Annotated in this window: 18 protein-coding genes and 2 tRNA genes; 11 read left to right on the top strand and 9 right to left on the bottom strand. The window is 36.7% G+C overall.

What is annotated here, in order from left to right:
- Nucleotides 1-89: 89 nt before the first annotated feature.
- Both AC5YGI_RS03910 and AC5YGI_RS03905 read right to left on the bottom strand, forming a co-directional pair.
- Nucleotides 90-164 (bottom strand) — tRNA-Pro (locus AC5YGI_RS03910).
- Between the two features lie 14 nt (nt 165-178).
- Nucleotides 179-263, bottom strand: a tRNA-Ser gene (locus tag AC5YGI_RS03905).
- Nucleotides 264-398: 135 nt separating this feature from the next.
- Between AC5YGI_RS03905 and AC5YGI_RS03900 the strand changes: the two genes are divergently transcribed.
- The 4 genes from AC5YGI_RS03900 to AC5YGI_RS03885 all read left to right on the top strand — a co-directional run bounded on the left by AC5YGI_RS03900 (nt 399) and on the right by AC5YGI_RS03885 (nt 5,006).
- Nucleotides 399-1,424 (top strand): N-acetylmuramoyl-L-alanine amidase, encoded by a 1,026-nt coding sequence (locus AC5YGI_RS03900; protein WP_330745493.1) that lies wholly within the window; start codon nt 399-401, stop codon nt 1,422-1,424.
- Nucleotides 1,425-1,496: 72 nt separating this feature from the next.
- The gene (aspA, locus tag AC5YGI_RS03895) at nt 1,497-2,897 is read left to right on the top strand and encodes an aspartate ammonia-lyase (RefSeq protein ID WP_496167565.1); all 1,401 of its coding nucleotides are present in this window, start codon (nt 1,497-1,499) and stop codon (nt 2,895-2,897) included.
- A 91-nt stretch (nt 2,898-2,988) separates the two neighbouring features.
- Nucleotides 2,989-3,843: a glycosyltransferase family 2 protein gene (locus AC5YGI_RS03890; protein WP_330745494.1), complete on the top strand. Its 855-nt coding sequence runs from the start codon at nt 2,989-2,991 to the stop codon at nt 3,841-3,843.
- 122 nt (nt 3,844-3,965) lie between these two features.
- Nucleotides 3,966-5,006, top strand: coding sequence for a hypothetical protein (locus tag AC5YGI_RS03885; protein WP_496167562.1), 1,041 nt, complete (start codon nt 3,966-3,968; stop codon nt 5,004-5,006).
- A gap of 19 nt (nt 5,007-5,025) precedes the next feature.
- On the opposite strand, the gene AC5YGI_RS03880 is transcribed toward AC5YGI_RS03885, so the two are convergent.
- From AC5YGI_RS03880 to AC5YGI_RS03870, 3 genes are all read right to left on the bottom strand, one after another.
- Nucleotides 5,026-6,504 (bottom strand): lipopolysaccharide biosynthesis protein, encoded by a 1,479-nt coding sequence (locus AC5YGI_RS03880; RefSeq protein ID WP_330745496.1) that lies wholly within the window; start codon nt 6,502-6,504, stop codon nt 5,026-5,028.
- Between the two features lie 9 nt (nt 6,505-6,513).
- On the bottom strand, nt 6,514-7,308 hold the full coding sequence (locus tag AC5YGI_RS03875) for an FkbM family methyltransferase (RefSeq protein WP_110010799.1): 795 nt from the start codon (nt 7,306-7,308) through the stop codon (nt 6,514-6,516).
- Between the two features lie 241 nt (nt 7,309-7,549).
- On the bottom strand, nt 7,550-8,215 hold the full coding sequence (locus AC5YGI_RS03870) for a DUF2461 domain-containing protein (RefSeq protein WP_496167561.1): 666 nt from the start codon (nt 8,213-8,215) through the stop codon (nt 7,550-7,552).
- Between the two features lie 421 nt (nt 8,216-8,636).
- Here AC5YGI_RS03870 and AC5YGI_RS03865 point away from each other — a divergent pair, with 421 nt between their 5' ends.
- The 7 genes from AC5YGI_RS03865 (at nt 8,637) to AC5YGI_RS03835 (ending at nt 15,667) form a co-directional block, all read left to right on the top strand.
- A complete protein-coding gene (locus AC5YGI_RS03865) occupies nt 8,637-10,334 on the top strand; it encodes a DEAD/DEAH box helicase (RefSeq protein ID WP_496167560.1) in 1,698 nt (565 codons plus the stop codon).
- A gap of 150 nt (nt 10,335-10,484) precedes the next feature.
- Nucleotides 10,485-11,123: a DUF47 domain-containing protein gene (locus AC5YGI_RS03860; protein ID WP_065393534.1), complete on the top strand. Its 639-nt coding sequence runs from the start codon at nt 10,485-10,487 to the stop codon at nt 11,121-11,123.
- 13 nt (nt 11,124-11,136) lie between these two features.
- Entirely contained in the window at nt 11,137-12,279 is a 1,143-nt protein-coding gene (locus AC5YGI_RS03855) for an inorganic phosphate transporter (protein WP_110010796.1), read from the top strand.
- A 102-nt stretch (nt 12,280-12,381) separates the two neighbouring features.
- Nucleotides 12,382-13,353 (top strand): polyprenyl synthetase family protein, encoded by a 972-nt coding sequence (locus AC5YGI_RS03850; protein ID WP_110010795.1) that lies wholly within the window; start codon nt 12,382-12,384, stop codon nt 13,351-13,353.
- A gap of 74 nt (nt 13,354-13,427) precedes the next feature.
- The gene (locus AC5YGI_RS03845; RefSeq protein WP_496167557.1) at nt 13,428-14,378 is read left to right on the top strand and encodes a GSCFA domain-containing protein; all 951 of its coding nucleotides are present in this window, start codon (nt 13,428-13,430) and stop codon (nt 14,376-14,378) included.
- The gene (locus AC5YGI_RS03840; RefSeq protein ID WP_496167556.1) at nt 14,379-14,900 is read left to right on the top strand and encodes a DUF4269 domain-containing protein; all 522 of its coding nucleotides are present in this window, start codon (nt 14,379-14,381) and stop codon (nt 14,898-14,900) included.
- A gap of 5 nt (nt 14,901-14,905) precedes the next feature.
- On the top strand, nt 14,906-15,667 hold the full coding sequence (locus AC5YGI_RS03835) for a TatD family hydrolase (protein WP_496167555.1): 762 nt from the start codon (nt 14,906-14,908) through the stop codon (nt 15,665-15,667).
- A 93-nt stretch (nt 15,668-15,760) separates the two neighbouring features.
- Here AC5YGI_RS03835 and AC5YGI_RS03830 read toward each other — a convergent pair whose 3' ends face one another.
- From AC5YGI_RS03830 to obgE, 4 genes are all read right to left on the bottom strand, one after another.
- Entirely contained in the window at nt 15,761-17,065 is a 1,305-nt protein-coding gene (locus AC5YGI_RS03830) for a DEAD/DEAH box helicase (RefSeq protein WP_330745502.1), read from the bottom strand.
- Nucleotides 17,066-17,243: 178 nt separating this feature from the next.
- A complete protein-coding gene (locus tag AC5YGI_RS03825; RefSeq protein ID WP_496167553.1) occupies nt 17,244-17,882 on the bottom strand; it encodes a porin family protein in 639 nt (212 codons plus the stop codon).
- Nucleotides 17,883-17,970: 88 nt separating this feature from the next.
- Nucleotides 17,971-18,462 (bottom strand): DUF6438 domain-containing protein, encoded by a 492-nt coding sequence (locus AC5YGI_RS03820; protein WP_496167551.1) that lies wholly within the window; start codon nt 18,460-18,462, stop codon nt 17,971-17,973.
- A gap of 258 nt (nt 18,463-18,720) precedes the next feature.
- Nucleotides 18,721-19,704, bottom strand: coding sequence for a GTPase ObgE (gene obgE, locus AC5YGI_RS03815; protein WP_110010788.1), 984 nt, complete (start codon nt 19,702-19,704; stop codon nt 18,721-18,723).
- Between the last annotated feature and the right edge of the window lie 12 nt (nt 19,705-19,716).

Genomic DNA, 19,716 nt, shown 5'->3' with positions numbered 1-19,716 from the left:
ACCGTCTGCTTAGAAGGCAGATGCTCTATCCAGCTGAGCTACGCACCCTTAGAAGTTGATTCTCGCTTAGTAATAAGCACATTAAAAAGTCGGGGCGGCAGGATTCGAACCTGCGACCTCCTGGTCCCAAACCAGGCGCGATGACCGGACTACGCTACGCCCCGAATATATAGAAGAGCGGAGGGTAAGGGATTCGAACCCTTGCGACACTTTCGCGTCGACAGTTTAGCAAACTGCTCCGTTAACCACTCCGGCAACCCTCCTTTTTGTTTATTTTTTAATGATCGTTGTTCCGTTATTGCGAGTGCAAATATAGAACAGATTTCTTTATTTACCAAATAAAATTCAAGAAAATTTTGTGTATTTTTGAACTAATAAATCATCCAAAAACCAAACTGATGCGTAAAACATTATATATCATCGGATTAAGCACATTTGTTTTTTCATGTACTTCTCAGCAAAATGTGAAAAAAAATACTTACAAACCGAAAACCCCAATAACACAGGCGAAACCAACGGTTCAGACAAAACCTCCGGTTGCTCCAAAACCAAAAGTTATATCTGATCATGGAGTAGAATTTTTTACGACCAATATAGCAGACCCAACAAAAAATGATAATACGGCAAGTTACGGTTCTATTGTATCTGCAAAACCGGGCGGATATAAAGTGGTAAAAACTTATTTTCCTGCAGTGGGGCAGAATTTCAGACAGCGTTATCTGATATTACATTATACCGCTCTTGCAGATGATAAATCAATCAGTGTTCTTACCCAACAGTCGGTAAGTGCCCATTATCTGGTAAATAATACAGGAGATAACGAGATCTATCAATTGGTAGATGAAAATAAAAGAGCATACCATGCAGGGATAAGTGCATGGAGAAATGACAAAAATCTTAATGATAATTCTATCGGTATTGAAATTGTAAATACAGGATATACTACAGATAGTACCGGTAAAAGAACTTTTGCCCCTTTTAGTGATGAGCAGGTGAAAAAAGTGGCTGCTCTGGTTAAAGATATTGTAACAAGATATCAGATCCAGCCAACAAACGTATTGGGGCATTCAGATATTGCTCCTACAAGAAAACAGGATCCGGGACCGATGTTCCCATGGAAAAAGCTCTATGACGAATATCAGGTTGGAATGTGGTATGATGAAGCTGCTAAACAGACTTATCTTGAACCTGCACAAGCCGACCTGGCAGCAAGATATAATGAGTCCAGTTTTATTTTCCTTATTCAGACTTCATTGCAGAAATTCGGATATGCAATTGATCCTAGCGGACAATGGGATGATGCTACCAAGAAAACAATTGAGGCATTCCAGTACCACTTCCGTCCACAGAATTATGACGGAATCATGGATGCTGAAACATGGGCAATACTCCAGGCTTTAAATCAAAAATATCCAGTAAAATAATTCAAATTAAAACGCATCGGTTAGATGCGTTTTTGCTATCTTTAAACGATCAAAAACAGTAAAATATCTGTAATGGAAAATTTCAGAAAAGAAAGTGATCTATTAGGCGAACTGAATGTGCCTTTAGATGCTTATTATGGGGTTCAGACACAAAGAGCTATCGACAATTTTAAAATCTCAGGACAGCTTTTGTCTTCGTATCCGGATTTCATAAAAGGGTTGGCTTTTGTAAAAAAAGCAGCCGCAAAAACCAATTATGAATTAGGACTTCTGGACGAAAACCTGTATTTTAAAATAGCAGAAGCGTGTGATGAAATTGTAGAAGGGAAATATCATGAGCAGTTTCCGGTAGATATGATTCAGGGGGGAGCAGGAACTTCTATCAACATGAATGCGAATGAAGTGATCGCTAACATCGTATTGGAAAAATTAGGAAAAAATAAAGGAGAATACGAATTCTGTTCGCCTAATGATCATATCAACCTTTCTCAGTCTACCAATGACGCTTATCCTACAGCTATCAAAATGGGATTGCTTCAGATGAACATTGGGCTGGTAGAAAAATTAGAAAGAATTATCACTGCTTTCCGTGCAAAAGGACAGGAATTTCAGGATGTAATCAAAATGGGACGTACACAACTTCAGGATGCAGTCCCGATGACTTTAGGGCAGGAATTTGAAGCGTATGCAGCCACTTTGGAAGAGGATATCTCCAAGCTGAATAACAATGCCAGCCTTTTTGTAGAAGTAAATATGGGGGCTACTGCCATCGGAACAGGAATAAATGCTCCGGTAGGCTATGCAGCCCTTTGTGCTAAAAACTTAGCTCAGATAACAGGATTTCCGATTGTTTCAGCACCAGACCTTGTGGAAGCTACCCCTGATACGGGATCTTATGTGATCTACTCATCAGCAATGAAACGCCTTGCTGTGAAACTGTCAAAGATTTGTAACGATTTAAGATTACTTTCATCAGGTCCAAGAGCAGGCCTTTTTGAAATTAATCTTCCGCCAATGCAGCCGGGTTCTTCTATTATGCCGGGGAAAGTAAATCCTGTAATTCCGGAAGTGGTTAATCAGGTATGTTTCAAAGTGATTGGAAACGATCTTACGGTAACCTTTGCAGCAGAAGCAGGACAGTTACAGCTGAATGTAATGGAACCGGTACTTTCTCATGCCATCATGGAAAATATCAACTTCCTTTGCAATGCTTTGGATACACTTCGCGACAAGTGTGTGGTTGGAATTACAGCCAATAAGGAAGTCTGCCTGAATATGGTGAAACACAGCATCGGAATTGTAACGGCATTGAATCCTTACATCGGGTACAAACAGTCTACACAGATTGCAAAAGAAGCTTTGGAAACCGGGAAAAGTGTTTACAATCTTGTTCTGGAAAAAGGAATTGTCTCTCAGGAAAAGCTGGACGAAATTCTTGATCCGAAGAATATGCTGAAACCGCATAACAAATAAATTCATCAACGATAAATGATCAATGGTAATTGATGCCCTCGAAAGCTTCTCATCATTGATCATTTATTATTCATCATTTATACTATAATTCGTGAGGTTTTTAATCATAATTCCTGCCCATAACGAAGAAAACAACCTTCCATTTACTCTTGATTCTTTACAACAGCAAAGCAGCAAAGATTTTAAAGTAGTGGTAGTGAATGACGGTTCTACAGACAGAACAGCTGAGGTGATCAGAAAATATACGGAAGCTGATTCCCGTTTTGAAACGGTCAACCTTCAGAAATCTGAACACCAGCCGGGATCAAAAGTGGTTCACGCTTTCAAAAACGGACTTCAGACCCAGGCTATGGATGAATTTGATATTATCTGTAAATTTGATGCCGATATCATTCTTCCGGAAAATTATCTGTCAGTTGTAGAAACAGCTTTTGCCACGCATCCGGAATTTGGATTGGTAGGAGGCCTTTTGTATATTGAAAAAGACGGAAACTGGGTATATGAAGGAAATTCCAATAAACATCATGTAAGAGGTCCTATGAAGGCCTACCGTAAAGAATGTTTTATTCAGATTGGCGGCATAAGGGAAACACTGGGCTGGGATAATATTGATTCCATTTTACTGGATAATCTTGGGTGGAAAGAAGTTGTTCTTCCGGAGCTGCATGTAAAGCTGATTAAAGTAAAAGGTGCCGATTATACGATACGCCCAGCGGATTATTACGGAAGATATTTTTATTTCTTAGGACTGAACAGGTTTCTGGCATACATCGCCTCCTCAAAAGAAGCTGTGAAAAGTAAGTCTGCTTCATTTTTCTTTGATATTATCAGGTCTTATGAAAGCTGCAGATCAAAGAAATTAGAATTGAAAATTACAAAAGAAGAACAAAAAGCCGTTAATGATCAGCGTCTGAAAACGTTGAAAAAGAAATGGCTGAAGATGTAAAAGATAAATTATTTTATACATTGCAAATGTTCATCAATTGAAACGGGCTTTAGCCCGTTTAATCAAAAAAATAAAAATCCATTGGCTTTAGCCAAAACTTAAGATATAACTCCCGTTAACCCGTGAAAAAAATAGCTTACATAGAAATAGACACTCACGCAGAAATTGCTCAGGCTTTCATGGATATTATGGAAGGTTCTGAGGATTTTACCGTAGACTATTATTTTTCAAAAAGGATAAAAGATCAGATCAGCCATCATGATGAAGCTGTTTTCTTATCAGACAGTTCCATGATTCTGGATCAGTTAAAAGGGAAAGGATATGACCTTGTGGTAATAGGAACTGTTCATCGTTATTTTAATACATTTTTTGCAGTGACAAAAAAGTACAATACCGCGGTCATTATCCATAATCTTAATTTCATAAAAGCTTCAAAGCTGGATCTGATAAAAAGCGTTTTCAAAGGAGATGTTATTTTCAGGTTAAAATTGTGGCTGAAAGAAGGATTACTGTACAAAACCAAAGTGTATCAGGCATCCCGGTCTCTTTTTGTACTGGATGAAGCAATGACTTCGGATCAATATCAGTATCTGCCACTGTTTTATACCAGAGATTTTGACAGGACAAAAAATGAAAATCTTATGGTCGTAATTCCTGGTGGGGTTTCACAAAAGAGAAGAGATTACGCCTATATTTTTAAAACTATTCAGAATCTCCATACAGACAGGATTTGCCAGTTTGTTTTCCTTGGAAAAGCAGGCGGACACGAGTTAAAACAACTTGAAAATCTGTCCGGAAAATTACCCGAAAACATTAAAATCACCTATTTTTCAGAAAGGGTGCCCTCCGGGGATTTTGAAAAATGGATGCAGAAAGCAGACGTTTTGTGGTGTCCGATTCAGCAGGATACAGAATTCTTCAGCATGAAAGAAACGTATGGACTGACTAAGATGACAGGAAACCTGGGCGATGCCATAGCTTATGGGAAACTGGCTATTTTTCCAGGAAATTATCCCTCAAAATTAGACTTTATTATTGCTGAAAAAGAAAATGTTCTTGAACAATTAAGCACTGTTTCGGAAACTCCATTTGATTTTTATAAAACTTATGGCAGGAAAGAAGTTCAGAAGAGACTGGAACAATTTCTAACATCTTTAATCTAAAAAAGTCTGAATTGTTCTCTTATTTTATCTTAAATACACTCTTGATAAACCTCATATTCAGATAGTCTTCAACCGGGAAAATCTTGGTGAAGTAATTTCCGATATAGATCAGTACCAAAACAACTGCAGGTTTGTAAACAAGATTAATCAGATTGCTGTTGAAATTAGGAAGAACAATGGCTACTGTAATGGCTAAAGTACAGATAATAGACACGAAAATCATTTCAATACTTAAAGGCGAAACTTTAAATACAATATAATTGAAAACAATTTTCACCACATTATAAATCGTAAGTGAAATAGCTGTTGATAAAGCAATTCCAATCAGTTTCAGAGGTGTGTTTTTAATAAAATAATAATTCAGTCCGATCGTTAATCCGGCCAGTAAAAGCATGACCAGAATATTGAATCTGTAATATTTTGAGAGTGAAATAATATTTCCATTAAATCCCGTTGCAAGGTCGATCAATACAGCAGAGCCCCAGATCCATACTACCGGCTCGTACTCTCTGAGCATGGTTCCGTTCTTTGGCATAAACTGCGTCAGATATGGGAATCCAACCATAATACATGAGAACAACACAGCGCCAAGGAAATAGAGTGTTAAAGACGTCTTCTTATGGAATCTGTCCAGTTCTACCATATCTCCGTCTGCCAGATTTTTACTGATAATCGGAGCTGAAATATTGAATAGTCCCAATTGGGGGATAGAGATCAGAGAAATCAAAGCATAGAGAACGGAATATATCCCGTTTTCTTCCATTCCCATAAATTCTCCAATCATAAAACTGTTGATCGCCAGATAATTTCCAAATGTTCCCAGAAATCCAAAGAAGCTGTAGTTCAGGAATTCCTTCCAGAAATTATTTTTTTTGAAATAATCTGTGCTGATGTCGAACTTTATTTTTTCCAGCTTATTGGTATAATAAATATACCCGAACAGCATGAGCGCAAATATTCCGAAGAAAAAAGCCAGTGCAATATTCTGAGACAAAGAAAAGTAGAAGAAAAGACAGAAAGCGCCCAGATTTGCTATTTTAGGGAAAAGATTGTCAAAGATATTCGAGACGACAATTCTTTTATAATTTGAAGTGTATTTATTGAAAATAGCACAGAGTGACAAAATTAAAATTAAGGGTAAAATAATTTTTTTAATTTTCCACGCTTCTGAATGTACAAATTTCGGATAAAAATAGGGGAGGATAAAAAATACAGTAACAAAAATGAGAAAATTGATCAGAACTGTCACAAGAGATAGTGAAAGCATATTCTGGTTTTTTCCTTCTTTCTGCAAAGCATTAAAAAATTTTACATTCGCATAAGAAATACCAAAAACAACAAAAGGAACAAGCATTTCAGCGGTTTGCATACTGTAGCGCAGTTTTCCGTAAAATTCAAAATCATTCGGAAATATGAATATTGCGGAAACGGTGCCCAGCAAAAAACCAATATAACCGATAATGGAATATTTGAAGCCTTGTCTCGCTACTACACTCATAAAGTTGTTTTAAATGTTTTTAGGTATAAAAATAATATTGTTGATGTACTGAGTTTTATTTTTTTCGTCGTTTGTATTTTGTGTAATAATATCTTCTGTAAGATCCTCCAGCGTAAAACTGTTTCTGTTCAGATATTTGGCGTCATATCCCCAGCTCATCACTTCGGATATCTCATTCCAGATCGGCGTTTCATGGTGTCTTTGTTCCATCTCAACCATCAGGGTTGGCTTGAACTGTCTGATCGTTTCTCTCGCGCCGGAAAGGGTCTTTATTTCGTTTCCTTCAACGTCTATTTTAATAAAATCAAGCCTGTTGAAATGTTCAAGTGCTGCCCATTCATCCAGCTTGATCACTTTTACTTTCTCTGTATAGCTTTTCTCTTCTCCCTTTTCTTTGTAAGCCGTGTTTAAAGTACCGCGGGAAGCAACCGTTTTTCCGTTTATAATAGGTACTTTGAACTCAGCAATTCTGTTTTCGTCAGAAAGAGCAAGAGGAAAGATATGCATGGCCGGAAACAGTCTTTTCAATCGTGTGCAAAGCTTTTTGTTAGGCTCAAAACCATAAATATGGTCATGATTTAACGTTTTTTCCAACTGATAAAGGAAAGTTCCTACATTCGCACCAATATCAAGGATTACAGCATTTTTAGAAAGGTATTCTTTGATCCATACCAGTTCCGGTTCTACATTACGTTCCGAAAAGTTGTTTTTATTAAGATTATTTAAAGTTTTAAAATATCTTTTTTTGTAAAAATTCGGGCTTATGTATTGTAGTTTCTCTGCAATTTTTTGGTATAAAGACATTGTTGGCTTTTTGGCGAACAGCAAAGATACATAAAAATGTAAAACTTTTCTTAAAAAATGTTAATTGTAATAGCTTGATTTTCAGTACTGAATTTTAAAATTTGATTTTGTAACCCATTGAATTTTAAGATATTCTCAATTTGTCACAGAGACATCTTATCTCTGCAACACATGTTTTAAACATCGTGGCCAGCGAGAATACACGCAGTTGTCTGTTGAATCTGTGATTTATGATCAGAAATTAAAGCAGAGGCGTATTCAGGAAATCATTGAAAGGTTTCATCAGCTTGAAAATTTGGGTCATGTTTTTTACCGCATTTTTGTCCAGTACTTCTTCATCTTTCAGAGAGTATACTACAATAAAGTTTTTAAGCTTGAGGTATTCTGCCATAGGGTCTTCCTTTTCAAAGCCTTGAGGGACTTTCTTCAGTTTATCGTCCTGATCAAGCTCCGGAAAATGTTTTTTAAAATCTTTATTATTGAGAATTTTCAGGAAATCATCTCCATACAAAGAAATTTCCTTACGGACTTCTTTCAGGACAGAAGATTCCGGCATATAGATTCCTCCGGCTAAAAAGGATTTTCCGGGTTCCAGGTGAAGATAATAACCTCCTTTCTGATTTCCTTTTCCCATGCCCAGAGAAGCTCCGAAATTCGTTTTATAAGGTGACTTATCCTTTGAAAAACGGGTATCCCTGTAAATCCTGAACAGGGCTTTTTTACTGTCTATTTTAGCAAGTTCTTCATCAAAACCGGACATCTCTCTGATGAGCTCATCCAGAAAGGATACCACGTTTTGCTGTGATTCTGTGTATAAATTTTTATTTTCATTAAACCAATCGCGGTTATTGTTTTTATTTAACTTTTTTAAAAAATCAAATGTTTTGGAAGAAATACTTGAAGACATATTGTAATAGGTGTTTTTTGTTATTAAGTGAGATCCTGGATTTCATACCCAGAATCCCGAATCAAAGTCTCGGATGTCCAGTCTCGCAACCCGAACCGCGAATTCCACAACTCAAATGTACAAAAACTATTAATTAGGGGACAATATTCAATAGCGATAAATAAGAATATGAAAAACAAAAATTTGCATTTAATGGCTTTATTTTTGAAAATTCATAAATAACACGGAAAAAATTAATCCAATTTAATAAAAAAAAATAATGTTTAACAACTTTTTAAATCAAGGCTTCTTTTTTTAGATTTAATTTTCCAAAAATCAAAGATATATTACAGGATTGTGAATTTAAGTTTGCATATTTAAAAATTTATTCAAAAACAAATCAAATATTTATTGTATCTTTGCAAAAATTTTAAAATAGTTAATGAATTTATTTACGGAAACCAATTTAAGTCCTGATATCCTTAAGGCAATTGGCGAACTGGGTTACGAAAGCCCAACAGAAATCCAAAAACAGACTATCCCTTTTATTCTTTCAGATATTCGCGACTTGATCGCACTTGCGCAGACAGGGACAGGCAAAACAGCAGCGTTTTCGCTTCCGATTTTGGATATGATTGACGATACGAGTCGCAAAATCCAATTATTGGTGCTTTGTCCGACACGGGAATTATGTCTTCAGATTTCGAAGGACATAAAGAATTACTCTAAGTATATGAAAGACATCAAGACAACTGCGGTTTATGGTGGAAGTAGTATTGTAGAGCAGATGAGATCTTTGAAGGATAAGCCACAGATTATCGTGGGAACTCCGGGAAGAGTAATTGATCTTATCAACAGAAAAGCATTGGACTTTTCTGCAATTCATTGGTTAGTATTAGACGAAGCTGATGAAATGCTTTCTATGGGATTCAAGGATGAATTGGAAACCATTCTAAGCGAAACTCCGGAAACGAAACAAACTTTCTTATTCTCTGCAACGATGAATAAAGAAGTGGAAAGAATTTCCAAAAATTATCTTACAAAACCACATCGTATTTCTGTAGGTTCTATCAACGAAGTGAAGAAGAACATTACTCACGAATACTATGTTGTAGGATACCGTCAGAAAAAAGAAGCATTGAAGAGACTTATCGATGCAAATCCAAACCAGTATTCCATTATCTTCTGCAGAACGAGAATGGAAACTCAGGAGGTTGCTGATTTCTTAATGCAGAACGGATATGCCGCTGATGCTCTTCACGGTGATCTTTCTCAGGCGCAGAGAGATACGGTAATGAAGAAATTCAGATTGAAAAATATTGATATTCTTGTGGCTACAGATGTTGCCGCAAGAGGACTGGATGTAAACTCTCTTACTCACGTTATTCACTTCTCTTTACCGGATGACCCTGAAGTATTCGTTCACAGAAGCGGAAGAACAGGTAGAGCTGGAAAAGACGGTATTTCTATGGCTCTGATCAAGCCTGAAGAAAGCAGAAAACTGAAACAGATCAAATCTGCAACTAAAATTGAAATCCACGAAAGATTTATCCCTACAGGTGATGATATTATCAAAGCTCAGGTAGGAGGTGTATTTGAAAAATTATTGACAGAGCACGAAGATCTTTTCGAATTTGATGATAGCTTAATCCCGGATCTGAGCAACTTCACAAAAGAAGAACTGGTGCACCAGCTGCTGCAGTTCCAGTTGAAAGATCTTGCTTTATACTACAAAGACAAGCACGACCTTGCTGAGCAGAAATTAAGCAGCAGGGATGACGATTACTCAAGAAGAGACCGTGGACGTGACAGAGACAGAGATAGAGGTCGCGACAGAGATCGCGGACGTGAGAGAGACAGAGATCGTGGCGGAAAACCAAGAAGAAGAGATGAAAACATGGTAAGATTCTTCTTCAACCTTGGTAAAAAAGACCATTTGAAGAAACTTGATGTTTTAGATATTATCAACAAAGCTACTGCTGGCGGAAAAAGCAAGAAAAGAGCGGAAATCGGTGATATCGAAATCTTAGAGAAATTCTCTTTCTTCGAAGTTGAAAAATCGTTCAAAGACAATGTATTGAGCAATATTCAATCGATGAAATTCAAAGGAAAAGATATGAGAGCTGAAGTAGCCAACTAATCCTTCCTATACCATACAAAACCGGCATTCATGCCGGTTTTTTTATTTGATAATCAGTAGTTAAGCGAATGTTAACAAAACTTAATGTTATATAGTTTCACGTGCAATCCTTTTTTAAGAAATTTGCACACGAATTATAAATACTAAAAAATGGGAATTGGTAATATTTTCCACGCTTTTCAACCAAAAGATAAAATCTTCTTTGTACTTTTCGAAAAAGTAACTGAAAATCTAGTTGCAATGTCAGAAGAATTCAACGCAGGAATCAAGGATTTCGATCTTAATGACGATTCAATGTTGAAGAAAATGAGCGACTTCGAACACAAGAACGATGAACTTACTCACGAAATTTTCGTAGAATTAGGGAAAAACTTCATTACACCTTTTGACCGTGAGGACATCCACACATTGGCAACAGGGCTTGATGATATCGCTGATTATATCTACGCTTCCACAAAATATATTTTCCTTTACAAATCACCTGAGATGAAGGCGTATTCAGACTTCTCTTTATTGATCCACAAAGCATGTCTTGAAATTCAGAATGCGATGAAAAACCTTAAAGGGTTTAAAAACATGGAGCAGGTGAAAGAAGCTTGTATTAAGGTGAACTCTATTGAGAATATTGCTGACGATTTGCTTTCCAACTCAATGGTAGAATTATTTGAAACGAATGATGCGATCAACATTATTAAAGTTTCTTCCGTATTAAACTACCTTGAAATTGTAACAGACAAAGCAGAAGATGTTGCCAATACCATTGAGAACATCATGATTAAATACGCATAATACATAGCAAAAAATGGAATTTCCGATTTTACTTGTAGTTATTATTGCGCTGGCCCTGATCTTCGATTATATCAATGGTTTCCATGATGCAGCCAACTCAATTGCAACTATAGTTTCTACAAAAGTTTTAACTCCATTCCAGGCTGTACTTTGGGCGGCGCTTTGGAACTTCGCAGCATTCTTTATAGCTGCTTATATTATTGGAGAATTCAAAATTGGTAATACAATTGCCAAAACAGTTAACGAGAATTTTATCACCCTTGAAGTTATATTTTCCGGTCTTGTGGCAGCTATTGCCTGGAACCTGCTTACATGGTGGTTCGGAATCCCTTCTTCATCATCACATACGCTGATCGGAGGATTCCTGGGAGCAGCTCTTATGCATGCTTTCATGATGGATTATCACGATGTGGCTGCAGCCCAGCCAGATCTTGGAATGTGGGGTACTGTTAAAGAAGCTTTCAATCAGGTAACACACCAGAGTGTGGTGAAATTTGATAAAGTAATTCCTATCTTCCTGTTCATTTTCATGGCTCCGATTATAGGGATGATTATTTCAATTATCATTACCCTGATCATTGTACATCTTTATAAAAGATCAAACCCGCACAAAGCAGACCAGTCTTTCAAAAGATTGCAGCTGGCTTCATCCGCTTTATTCAGCTTGGGACACGGTTTGAATGATGCACAGAAAGTAATGGGGATCATTGGTGCAGCAGTAATTTATTATCACGTTAATATGCTTCAGGATGTTCAGTATCTGAATATTCCTTCTGCAGAACGTTTTGATTATTTTGCGCAGCATTATATCTGGGTTCCTTTAGTTTCGTTCCTTGCCATCGGTTTAGGTACAATGAGCGGTGGTTGGAAGATTATCAAAACAATGGGTACCAAGATTACCAAAGTAACTTCATTAGAAGGAGTAAGTGCAGAAACTGCAGGGGCTATTACTTTATTCATCACAGACCACTTTGGTATTCCTGTATCTACAACCCATACGATTACAGGTTCTATCATCGGGGTAGGATTAACAAAAAGAATTTCAGCGGTAAGATGGGGAATCACTGTAAGCTTACTTTGGGCCTGGGTTCTTACCATTCCAATCTCTGCCATTGTTGCAGGAATTACCTATCTTGTGGTAACCTTCGTTTTCTAAAAAAACAAATCATATAATTATACAAACTTTGTCCTTTTGGGCAAAGTTTTTTGTTTTATAAAGCCTTGAAAAATCGTATTTTTGTTCAAATTATAAGATTTTATGGAATTTTTAGACAGATACCAGCAGATTGTTGCAGATGCCATCACTAAATATACTTTTAAAGATAAACCTTCGGAGCTTTACGAGCCGATGAATTATATTATTTCCCATGGTGGAAAACGTCTTCGTCCTATTATGGTGCTGATGGCATGTGAGATGTTCGGTGGAGATCTTAAACAGGCCATCAAGCCGGCGTTGGCTATCGAGTTTTTCCATAACTTCACCCTGATCCATGATGATATTATGGACGAAGCTCCTTTGAGAAGAAACAAGCCTACCATTCATACTTTACATGGTCTTAACGTAGGAATTCTTTCCGGAGACGGACTGATGCTGAAAGCCTATAAGTTTTTTGAAGATCTTGAACCTGAAATCTTCAAAGCATGTATCAGAATATTTACCCACACGGGGCTTTTGCTTTGTGAAGGACAGCAGTATGATATCAACTTTGAAACTCAGAAAGACGTTACTTTTGATGATTATATCAGAATGATTACCTACAAAACCGGGGTGTTGAGTGCTTCTTCATTTGAAATCGGAGCTTTGATTGCAAAAGCAGATTTTAAAGATGCGAAAGCTATTTTCAATTTCGGAAAGCATATCGGAATTGCCTTCCAGATTATGGATGATTATCTTGATGTCTTCGGAGATCAGGCACAGTTTGGAAAAAAACACGCAGGAGATATTTACGAAAACAAGAAAACAGTTCTGTATCTGTTAGCAAGAGAACATGCTACCGATGAAGAAAGAAAAGAACTGGATTACTGGTATTCTAAAAAGACTGAAAATGTTGATAAAGTCTACGGAGTTGAAAAGATTTTCAGAAGAACAAAAGTGGATGAAAAAGCATTACGACTGATTGAAAAACATAATGAAATCGGACAAAGCTACCTTCAGAAAATAGATGTTCCTGAAGAAAAGAAAAAACCTTTTATCGAACTGGCCAATTATTTGTTGAGAAGAGAAAGTTAAATAAGGTTAATAGGAATTAGGGCTTAGGAATTAGTTGGCCTGAGTCCTGATACCTAAATCCTAATCCTTATACAATGAAATTCAGAACAGAAGTTGACATTCCCGCATCAGAAAAGAAGATTGAGATTGAAGATAAAATATTCTCAATAGGATCATGTTTTGCCTCTGAAATGACAGATCTATTGCAGGACGGGCAACTTCAGACCCTTAATAATCCTTTCGGGACGATTTTTAATCCTTATTCCATCAATCATGCCATCAACAGATTACATGATTCTGCATTTTATGAAGAAGAGGAACTGATTACTTACAATGAAGAATATATCTCTCTGGATCATCATACCAGTTTTGATACCCGCTATATTCATCAGACCCTGGATAAGATTAATGGAGCTATTGAAGCGGGAAATGCCTTTCTTCAGGAAGCCGACTGGATCATCATTACTTATGGATCATCATTTATTTATGAGTTTCTGCCCAAAAATAAACTGGTAGCCAACTGTCATAAAATTCCACAAAAGTTTTTTGAAAAAAGGCTGCTTTCCCATCAGGAGCTTACCAGCTCAATTTACCAGACGATTCTGGATCTTAAAGATATTTGCAAAGAAGGAGTACAGATCCTGTTTACGGTTTCACCTGTAAGGCATACCAAGGATGGAATGGTAGAAAACCAGTTAAGTAAATCCAAACTGATTACAGCCATCCACGAATCCATTTCGATGTTTGAAGACTGTCATTATCTGCCTGTCTATGAAATTTTAATGGATGACCTGCGGGATTACCGTTTCTATAAGGAAGATATGATCCATCCCAGCGCACAGGCGGTTAATTATATTTTTGAGAAATTCGGAAGGTCTTATTTTTCAGAAGAGACTCAGAATTTTATCAAAGAAAACTTTAAGATTATCAAAGCTCTTGAACATAAAACCAGTGATAAGAAAGATCCAAAGTTTATAGAATTCAGAGAAAAACTGGATCAAAGAATTGAAGCCCAGCGCAAAAAGGTAAAACATAAAATATTTTAAATGCCTGATTTCACCAAGATTGATTATCTCAGAAATGGCAATGAAAGACAGAAAAGGGTTTACGAACTTCTTACAAAGCATCGCTTTTTTGAGAAATTAAAAGAGTATTCACCTATTTTAGCAGGAACTGTTCCTATTGAAATAGATATAGCAGGAAGTGATCTGGATATTATTTTTGAGGTTGATTTAAGATTTGAAGAAGATTTTCTGGATGATTTAATGTTCAGCAGGTTCATCCCTCACGATGTTGACGTTGAATATCCCATTATCTACGGGGAAAAATGCATGACTTTGAATTTTGTGCTTGATGGTTTCCCGATCGAGATCTTTGGACAGAATAAGCCTACAATACAGCAAAACGCCTATCTTCATATGATGGCCGAATACAAAATATTACAGGAAAAAGGAGAAGAATTTAAACAGAAAATAATAGAACTTAAAAAACAGGGAATAAAAACAGAACCCGCTTTCGGATTATTGCTGGGACTTGAAAACCCTTATGAAGATCTATTGAAATTTTAAATAAAATGATTGATACACATACACATCTATACGCAGAAGAATTTGATGAAGACAGAAAAGAAGCCATTCAGAGGGCTTTAGACAAAGGAATAACAGAATTTTACCTTCCGGCTATTGACTCAGAGTCTCATGAGAAAATGCTGCAGCTGGAAACAGAATATCCGGGGCAGATTTTTTCTATGATGGGACTACATCCATGTTATGTAAAACCGGAATCATGGGAAAAAGAACTTGAAATCGTAAAAAATTATCTTGATCAGAGACATTTTCCTGCGATAGGAGAGATCGGAATAGATCTGTACTGGGATAAAACAACACTCGATATACAGGTGAAAGCCTTTGAGCAGCAAATCGACTGGGCCATAGAAAAAGATCTTCCAATTGTCATTCATACCAGAGAAAGTTTTGATGAGACATTTGAGGTTTTAGAAAGAAAAAAACATCCAAAACTAAGAGGGATTTTCCATTGTTTTTCAGGAAATCTGGAACAGGCACAGCATGCCATTGATCTTAATTTTATTTTAGGAATCGGTGGGGTAGTGACCTTCAAAAACGGAAAAATAGATCAGTTTCTGAACGAGGTGCCATTGGATAAAATTGTCCTGGAAACAGATTCTCCTTATCTCGCGCCGGTTCCACACAGAGGAAAAAGAAATGAAAGTTCCTATCTTGATCTGGTAGCCGGAAAACTGGTGAATATCTATGGAAAAGATTTCACTGAGATAGACCGTATCACGACAGAGAATGCAAAGAATCTTTTTAAGTAAAGCGGCTGGAAGATGGAAGAGAGAAACTGGAGATACTGTTAGTTGAAGATAAACAAAAACCCCTTTTCAATACTGAAAAGGGGTTTGTCTTTTTTATTTCTTTCTTGTGAAATTCTTATTCTTAGGCTTTTTAAAACCTACGGAAGCTCCCGCAGAAGGCTTTTTACGGTTATTATTAGACCTTGAATTATTACTGTTTTCTGTTTTGGGCTTTCCGCCGCCGGCAGGAACAGGTTTGTTATTCGAATCCCTTTTCTGTGCCACCAGATCATCAGTATGGAACGGATGATCCTTGATCACAGGGATTTTCTTGCCAATCAGCTTTTCTGTATTCTTTAAATTCAGAAGATCAAGTCCGTCTACAAAAGAAATAGAGGTTCCTTCAGCTCCGGCTCTTCCTGTTCTTCCGATTCTGTGTACATAGGTTTCAGAAACATCGGATAGTTCAAAATTGATTACGAATTTCAGTTCATCAATATCAATTCCTCTGGCTGCAATATCTGTAGCCACAAGAACCCTTGTTTTTCCGGATTTGAAATTGTTCAACGCATTTTGTCGTGCATTCTGAGATTTGTTACCGTGAATTGCCTCTGCAGAGATATTATCTTTCTGAAGTTTTCTTGAAATCTTATCCGCGCCATGCTTTGTTCTTGCAAAAACCAGTACAGAATCTGAAATGTCATTTTTAAGAATATGAGAAAGCAGATTCAGCTTGTTGTCCTTTTCTACAAAATATACAGATTGTTTGATGGTATCTGCTGTAGAAGAAACCGGTGTTACTTCCACTTTTACAGGATTATTCAGAATGGAATTAGCCAGTTTTTGGATCTCGCCGGGCATTGTTGCCGAAAAGAATAAAGTCTGTCTTTTCTGAGGTAAAAGTTTAATAACTCTTTTTACATCATGTACAAATCCCATATCCAGCATTCTGTCTGCTTCATCAAGAACAAAAATTTCAAGGTTTTTCAGGCTGATGATTCCCTGTGCAATAAAGTCCAGAAGTCTTCCCGGTGTTGCTACCAGAATATCAACCCCTTTTCTCAAAGCAGCTTCCTGATTTCCTTGTTTTACGCCTCCGAAAATAACAAGTTGTTTTAGCGGAAGATATTTACCGTAAGCATTAATGTTTTCCTCAATCTGGATAGCCAGTTCTCTGGTGGGGGTAAGGATTAAGGCTTTTATATGTTTATTGGGAATTTTATTTTTGGATAAATTCTGTAGGATAGGGATGGAAAAAGCCGCTGTTTTTCCTGTTCCTGTCTGCGCACAACCTAAAAAGTCTCTGCCTTCTAAGATATCAGGAATAGATCTTTCCTGGATAGGAGTCGGAGTCGTGTAACCCTGCTCCTGGATTGCTTTTGCAATAGGTTCTATTAAGTTTAAGTCTGTAAAATTCAAATGAATTATTTTAAAATTTAAATAAAAATTCCTTCAGTCTGAAAGAATTACATTCTGCAAAGGTAGTCTAAATATTTTTAAGTATCTTTTTCCACTTTTTTAGACTTATTGCCTATTGAAAAACAGAAATGGCCACCCGAATAGGAGCCGCCATTTTTTTCTGTTAGATATCTGTAGTTTATTTAAATCTATATCCTGCACCAGCCTGAAGAAATCCGGCTTTCATAGGTAAAGTATTGCTTTTACTTATTTCTATAAAATTGAAATTATATCTTGCATCTACAAAAAACTTTTTGCTAAGCTTGTATTCTGCTCCCAGGAATGGAAATAGGTTTAAGGTCTTTACTCCATCATAATTTCTTTTCTCAGTTCCTGTTATCCTGCTACTGGCTTCTACTTTTGTAGATATATTGAAGCCAATATTCATCCCGGCAGAAGCAGAAAGATTAGGAATAATATAATACTTTGCAGAAATGGGCACCTGTATTTGAGTTAGAGAATATGTATAATTCATATTTCCTAAACTACCCTGAGTGTTTGGTATTGTTATAGGATATGAAATTTTACCGCCTAGCTGAGTATAAAGAACCTCAGCCTGCAATCCGAACTTGTGGGATATTGGCTGCTCTGCCAGAATACCTGCATAGAAATAAGACTGGGAATCCAGTTTATCATCAAAAAGTTTCATGCTGGATAAAGAATATCCTCCTTTCACTCCAAGGCTGACAGAGGATTCTGTTTTGGTGGGGTGTTGTGTTTGGGCATTAATGAAACCTGAACAGGCAAATACTGAAACGAAAAAAAAGTTTTTTCTCATGTTGTTGATGGTTAATAATTTTATAAAAAAAATTCCTCGGTGGGAGGAATTATGGTAACAAAGATAATTTAATATTTTTTAAATGAAACTATTTCACTTTAGTCCATTCCTGGTTTTTTCTCAGGTTTTCAAAAAACTGGTACACTTCCGAAAGCTTCTCGCTTCCGCGTTTTCCATAATCTTCTACATTTTTTGAAGTTCCGTCAGCAAATTTGATTCTTAAATAAGAGGTTGGAAGATCGGTAATATTGTGTTCACCGTATTTATCATTGAGTGATTTTACATCTAATCCGTCCAGTAAGGTGATCAACTTATTGTAATCCTCTTCTTTAATGGTTCCTTTAAAAGTTCCTTCACGCGGCTTTGAAAACTCATCTTTCGAAGGTTTATCATTAAAATTAAAATGTTCTGCTTCAAAAACCGCAGTTCTGTCCGGATTGATCGTCATTTTAAAAACAGGACAGAATCCAAAACATGGAGTAGCCTCATATTCAATGGCAGCATATTTTGAATTTACTTTTTGAGAAGTTGTACAGGATGTCAAAAACACAAATGCACAAATGGCTAGCAAATATTTCATAGTTTTTTCAATTTCAGAGGATCTCCCAATAATTGTTCCAAAAGAGAAAATTTCTTTTGTTTTTATATTAAATCAGTTTAAATTTTTATTGAACAATTAATATCCAATGAAAATGTTAAGAAAAATCCATTCTTAATGGTTTAAAATGTAGAAAAATATCAGAATTATATACAGAAAAATAGCCTCAGGAAAACCTAAGACTATTTTGTATGCTGCAGTTTTATTTTATGAAAAAACAGAACTGATAAATCAATTTTTCTATCCGTGCAATTGTTTCCAGATAGCATCCTTAAGTTCCATAAGGCCTTCTCCGGTAACACCTGAAAAGAATAAAGGCTGCTTGTTCTCCGGGAACTCTGCTGCAATTTCCTTTTTCAGTTCATCATCCAGAAGATCAGATTTTGAAATGGAAACAATGAAATCTTTATCCAGAAGTTCAGGATTGTACTCCTTCAGTTCATTTTCAAGAATTTTAAACTCGTTGAAATGATCCTCAGAGTCAGCCGGAATTAAGAATAAAAGGATGGAATTTCTTTCAATATGTCTCAGGAATCTGTGTCCTAAACCTTTTCCTTCCGCTGCTCCTTCAATAATTCCCGGAATATCAGCCATTACAAATGATTTGTAATTTCTGTAATCTACAATTCCAAGGTTAGGAGTCAATGTCGTAAAGGCATAATTGGCAATTTTTGGTTTTGCCGCAGAAACAGATGCTAAAAGTGTAGATTTTCCGGCATTCGGAAACCCAACCAGACCTACATCTGCCAAAATTTTAAGCTCGAAAACGATATACCCTTCTTCTCCCGGAAGACCTGGCTGTGCATATCTTGGGGTCTGATTCGTAGAAGACTTGAAATGCTCGTTTCCTAACCCTCCTTTACCACCATGCATCAGGATGATTTCCTGTCCGTCTTCTAAAATTTCACCGATAATTTCGCCTTCTTCATTTTTGGCAATAGTTCCCACCGGAACCTCAATATAAACATCAGCTCCGTAGGCACCGGTAAGCTGGTTTTTTCCTCCGTTTTCACCACGTTCTGCTTTTACGTGACGGGTGTATCGGAGTGGAAGCAAAGTCCATTCATTGGCATTTCCTTTCATAATGATATGACCTCCACGACCTCCGTCGCCTCCGTCAGGACCACCTTTAGGAATATACTTTTCACGGCGAAGGTGGGCAGAACCAGCACCTCCGTGTCCGCTTTTACAATGGATCTTTACGTAATCTACAAAGTTAGACATATAGTTTGTGTT

Source organism: Chryseobacterium sp. CS3K3.1, assembly GCF_059515165.1.
Note: the sequence above shows the minus strand (reverse complement) of the source record. Positions and strands in the feature narration are given on the sequence as shown.

Coding starts and splice junctions, on each gene's coding strand:
- AC5YGI_RS03840 (WP_496167556.1), top strand. CDS start 14,379: ATGCCTGATTTCACCAAGATTGATTATCTCAGAAATGGCAATGAAAGA.
- AC5YGI_RS03870 (WP_496167561.1), bottom strand. CDS start 8,215: ATGTCTTCAAGTATTTCTTCCAAAACATTTGATTTTTTAAAAAAGTTA.
- aspA (WP_496167565.1), top strand. CDS start 1,497: ATGGAAAATTTCAGAAAAGAAAGTGATCTATTAGGCGAACTGAATGTG.
- AC5YGI_RS03845 (WP_496167557.1), top strand. CDS start 13,428: ATGAAATTCAGAACAGAAGTTGACATTCCCGCATCAGAAAAGAAGATT.
- AC5YGI_RS03855 (WP_110010796.1), top strand. CDS start 11,137: ATGGAATTTCCGATTTTACTTGTAGTTATTATTGCGCTGGCCCTGATC.
- AC5YGI_RS03880 (WP_330745496.1), bottom strand. CDS start 6,504: ATGAGTGTAGTAGCGAGACAAGGCTTCAAATATTCCATTATCGGTTAT.
- obgE (WP_110010788.1), bottom strand. CDS start 19,704: ATGTCTAACTTTGTAGATTACGTAAAGATCCATTGTAAAAGCGGACAC.
- AC5YGI_RS03820 (WP_496167551.1), bottom strand. CDS start 18,462: ATGAAATATTTGCTAGCCATTTGTGCATTTGTGTTTTTGACATCCTGT.
- AC5YGI_RS03875 (WP_110010799.1), bottom strand. CDS start 7,308: ATGTCTTTATACCAAAAAATTGCAGAGAAACTACAATACATAAGCCCG.
- AC5YGI_RS03825 (WP_496167553.1), bottom strand. CDS start 17,882: ATGAGAAAAAACTTTTTTTTCGTTTCAGTATTTGCCTGTTCAGGTTTC.
- AC5YGI_RS03865 (WP_496167560.1), top strand. CDS start 8,637: ATGAATTTATTTACGGAAACCAATTTAAGTCCTGATATCCTTAAGGCA.
- AC5YGI_RS03900 (WP_330745493.1), top strand. CDS start 399: ATGCGTAAAACATTATATATCATCGGATTAAGCACATTTGTTTTTTCA.
- AC5YGI_RS03860 (WP_065393534.1), top strand. CDS start 10,485: ATGGGAATTGGTAATATTTTCCACGCTTTTCAACCAAAAGATAAAATC.
- AC5YGI_RS03835 (WP_496167555.1), top strand. CDS start 14,906: ATGATTGATACACATACACATCTATACGCAGAAGAATTTGATGAAGAC.
- AC5YGI_RS03850 (WP_110010795.1), top strand. CDS start 12,382: ATGGAATTTTTAGACAGATACCAGCAGATTGTTGCAGATGCCATCACT.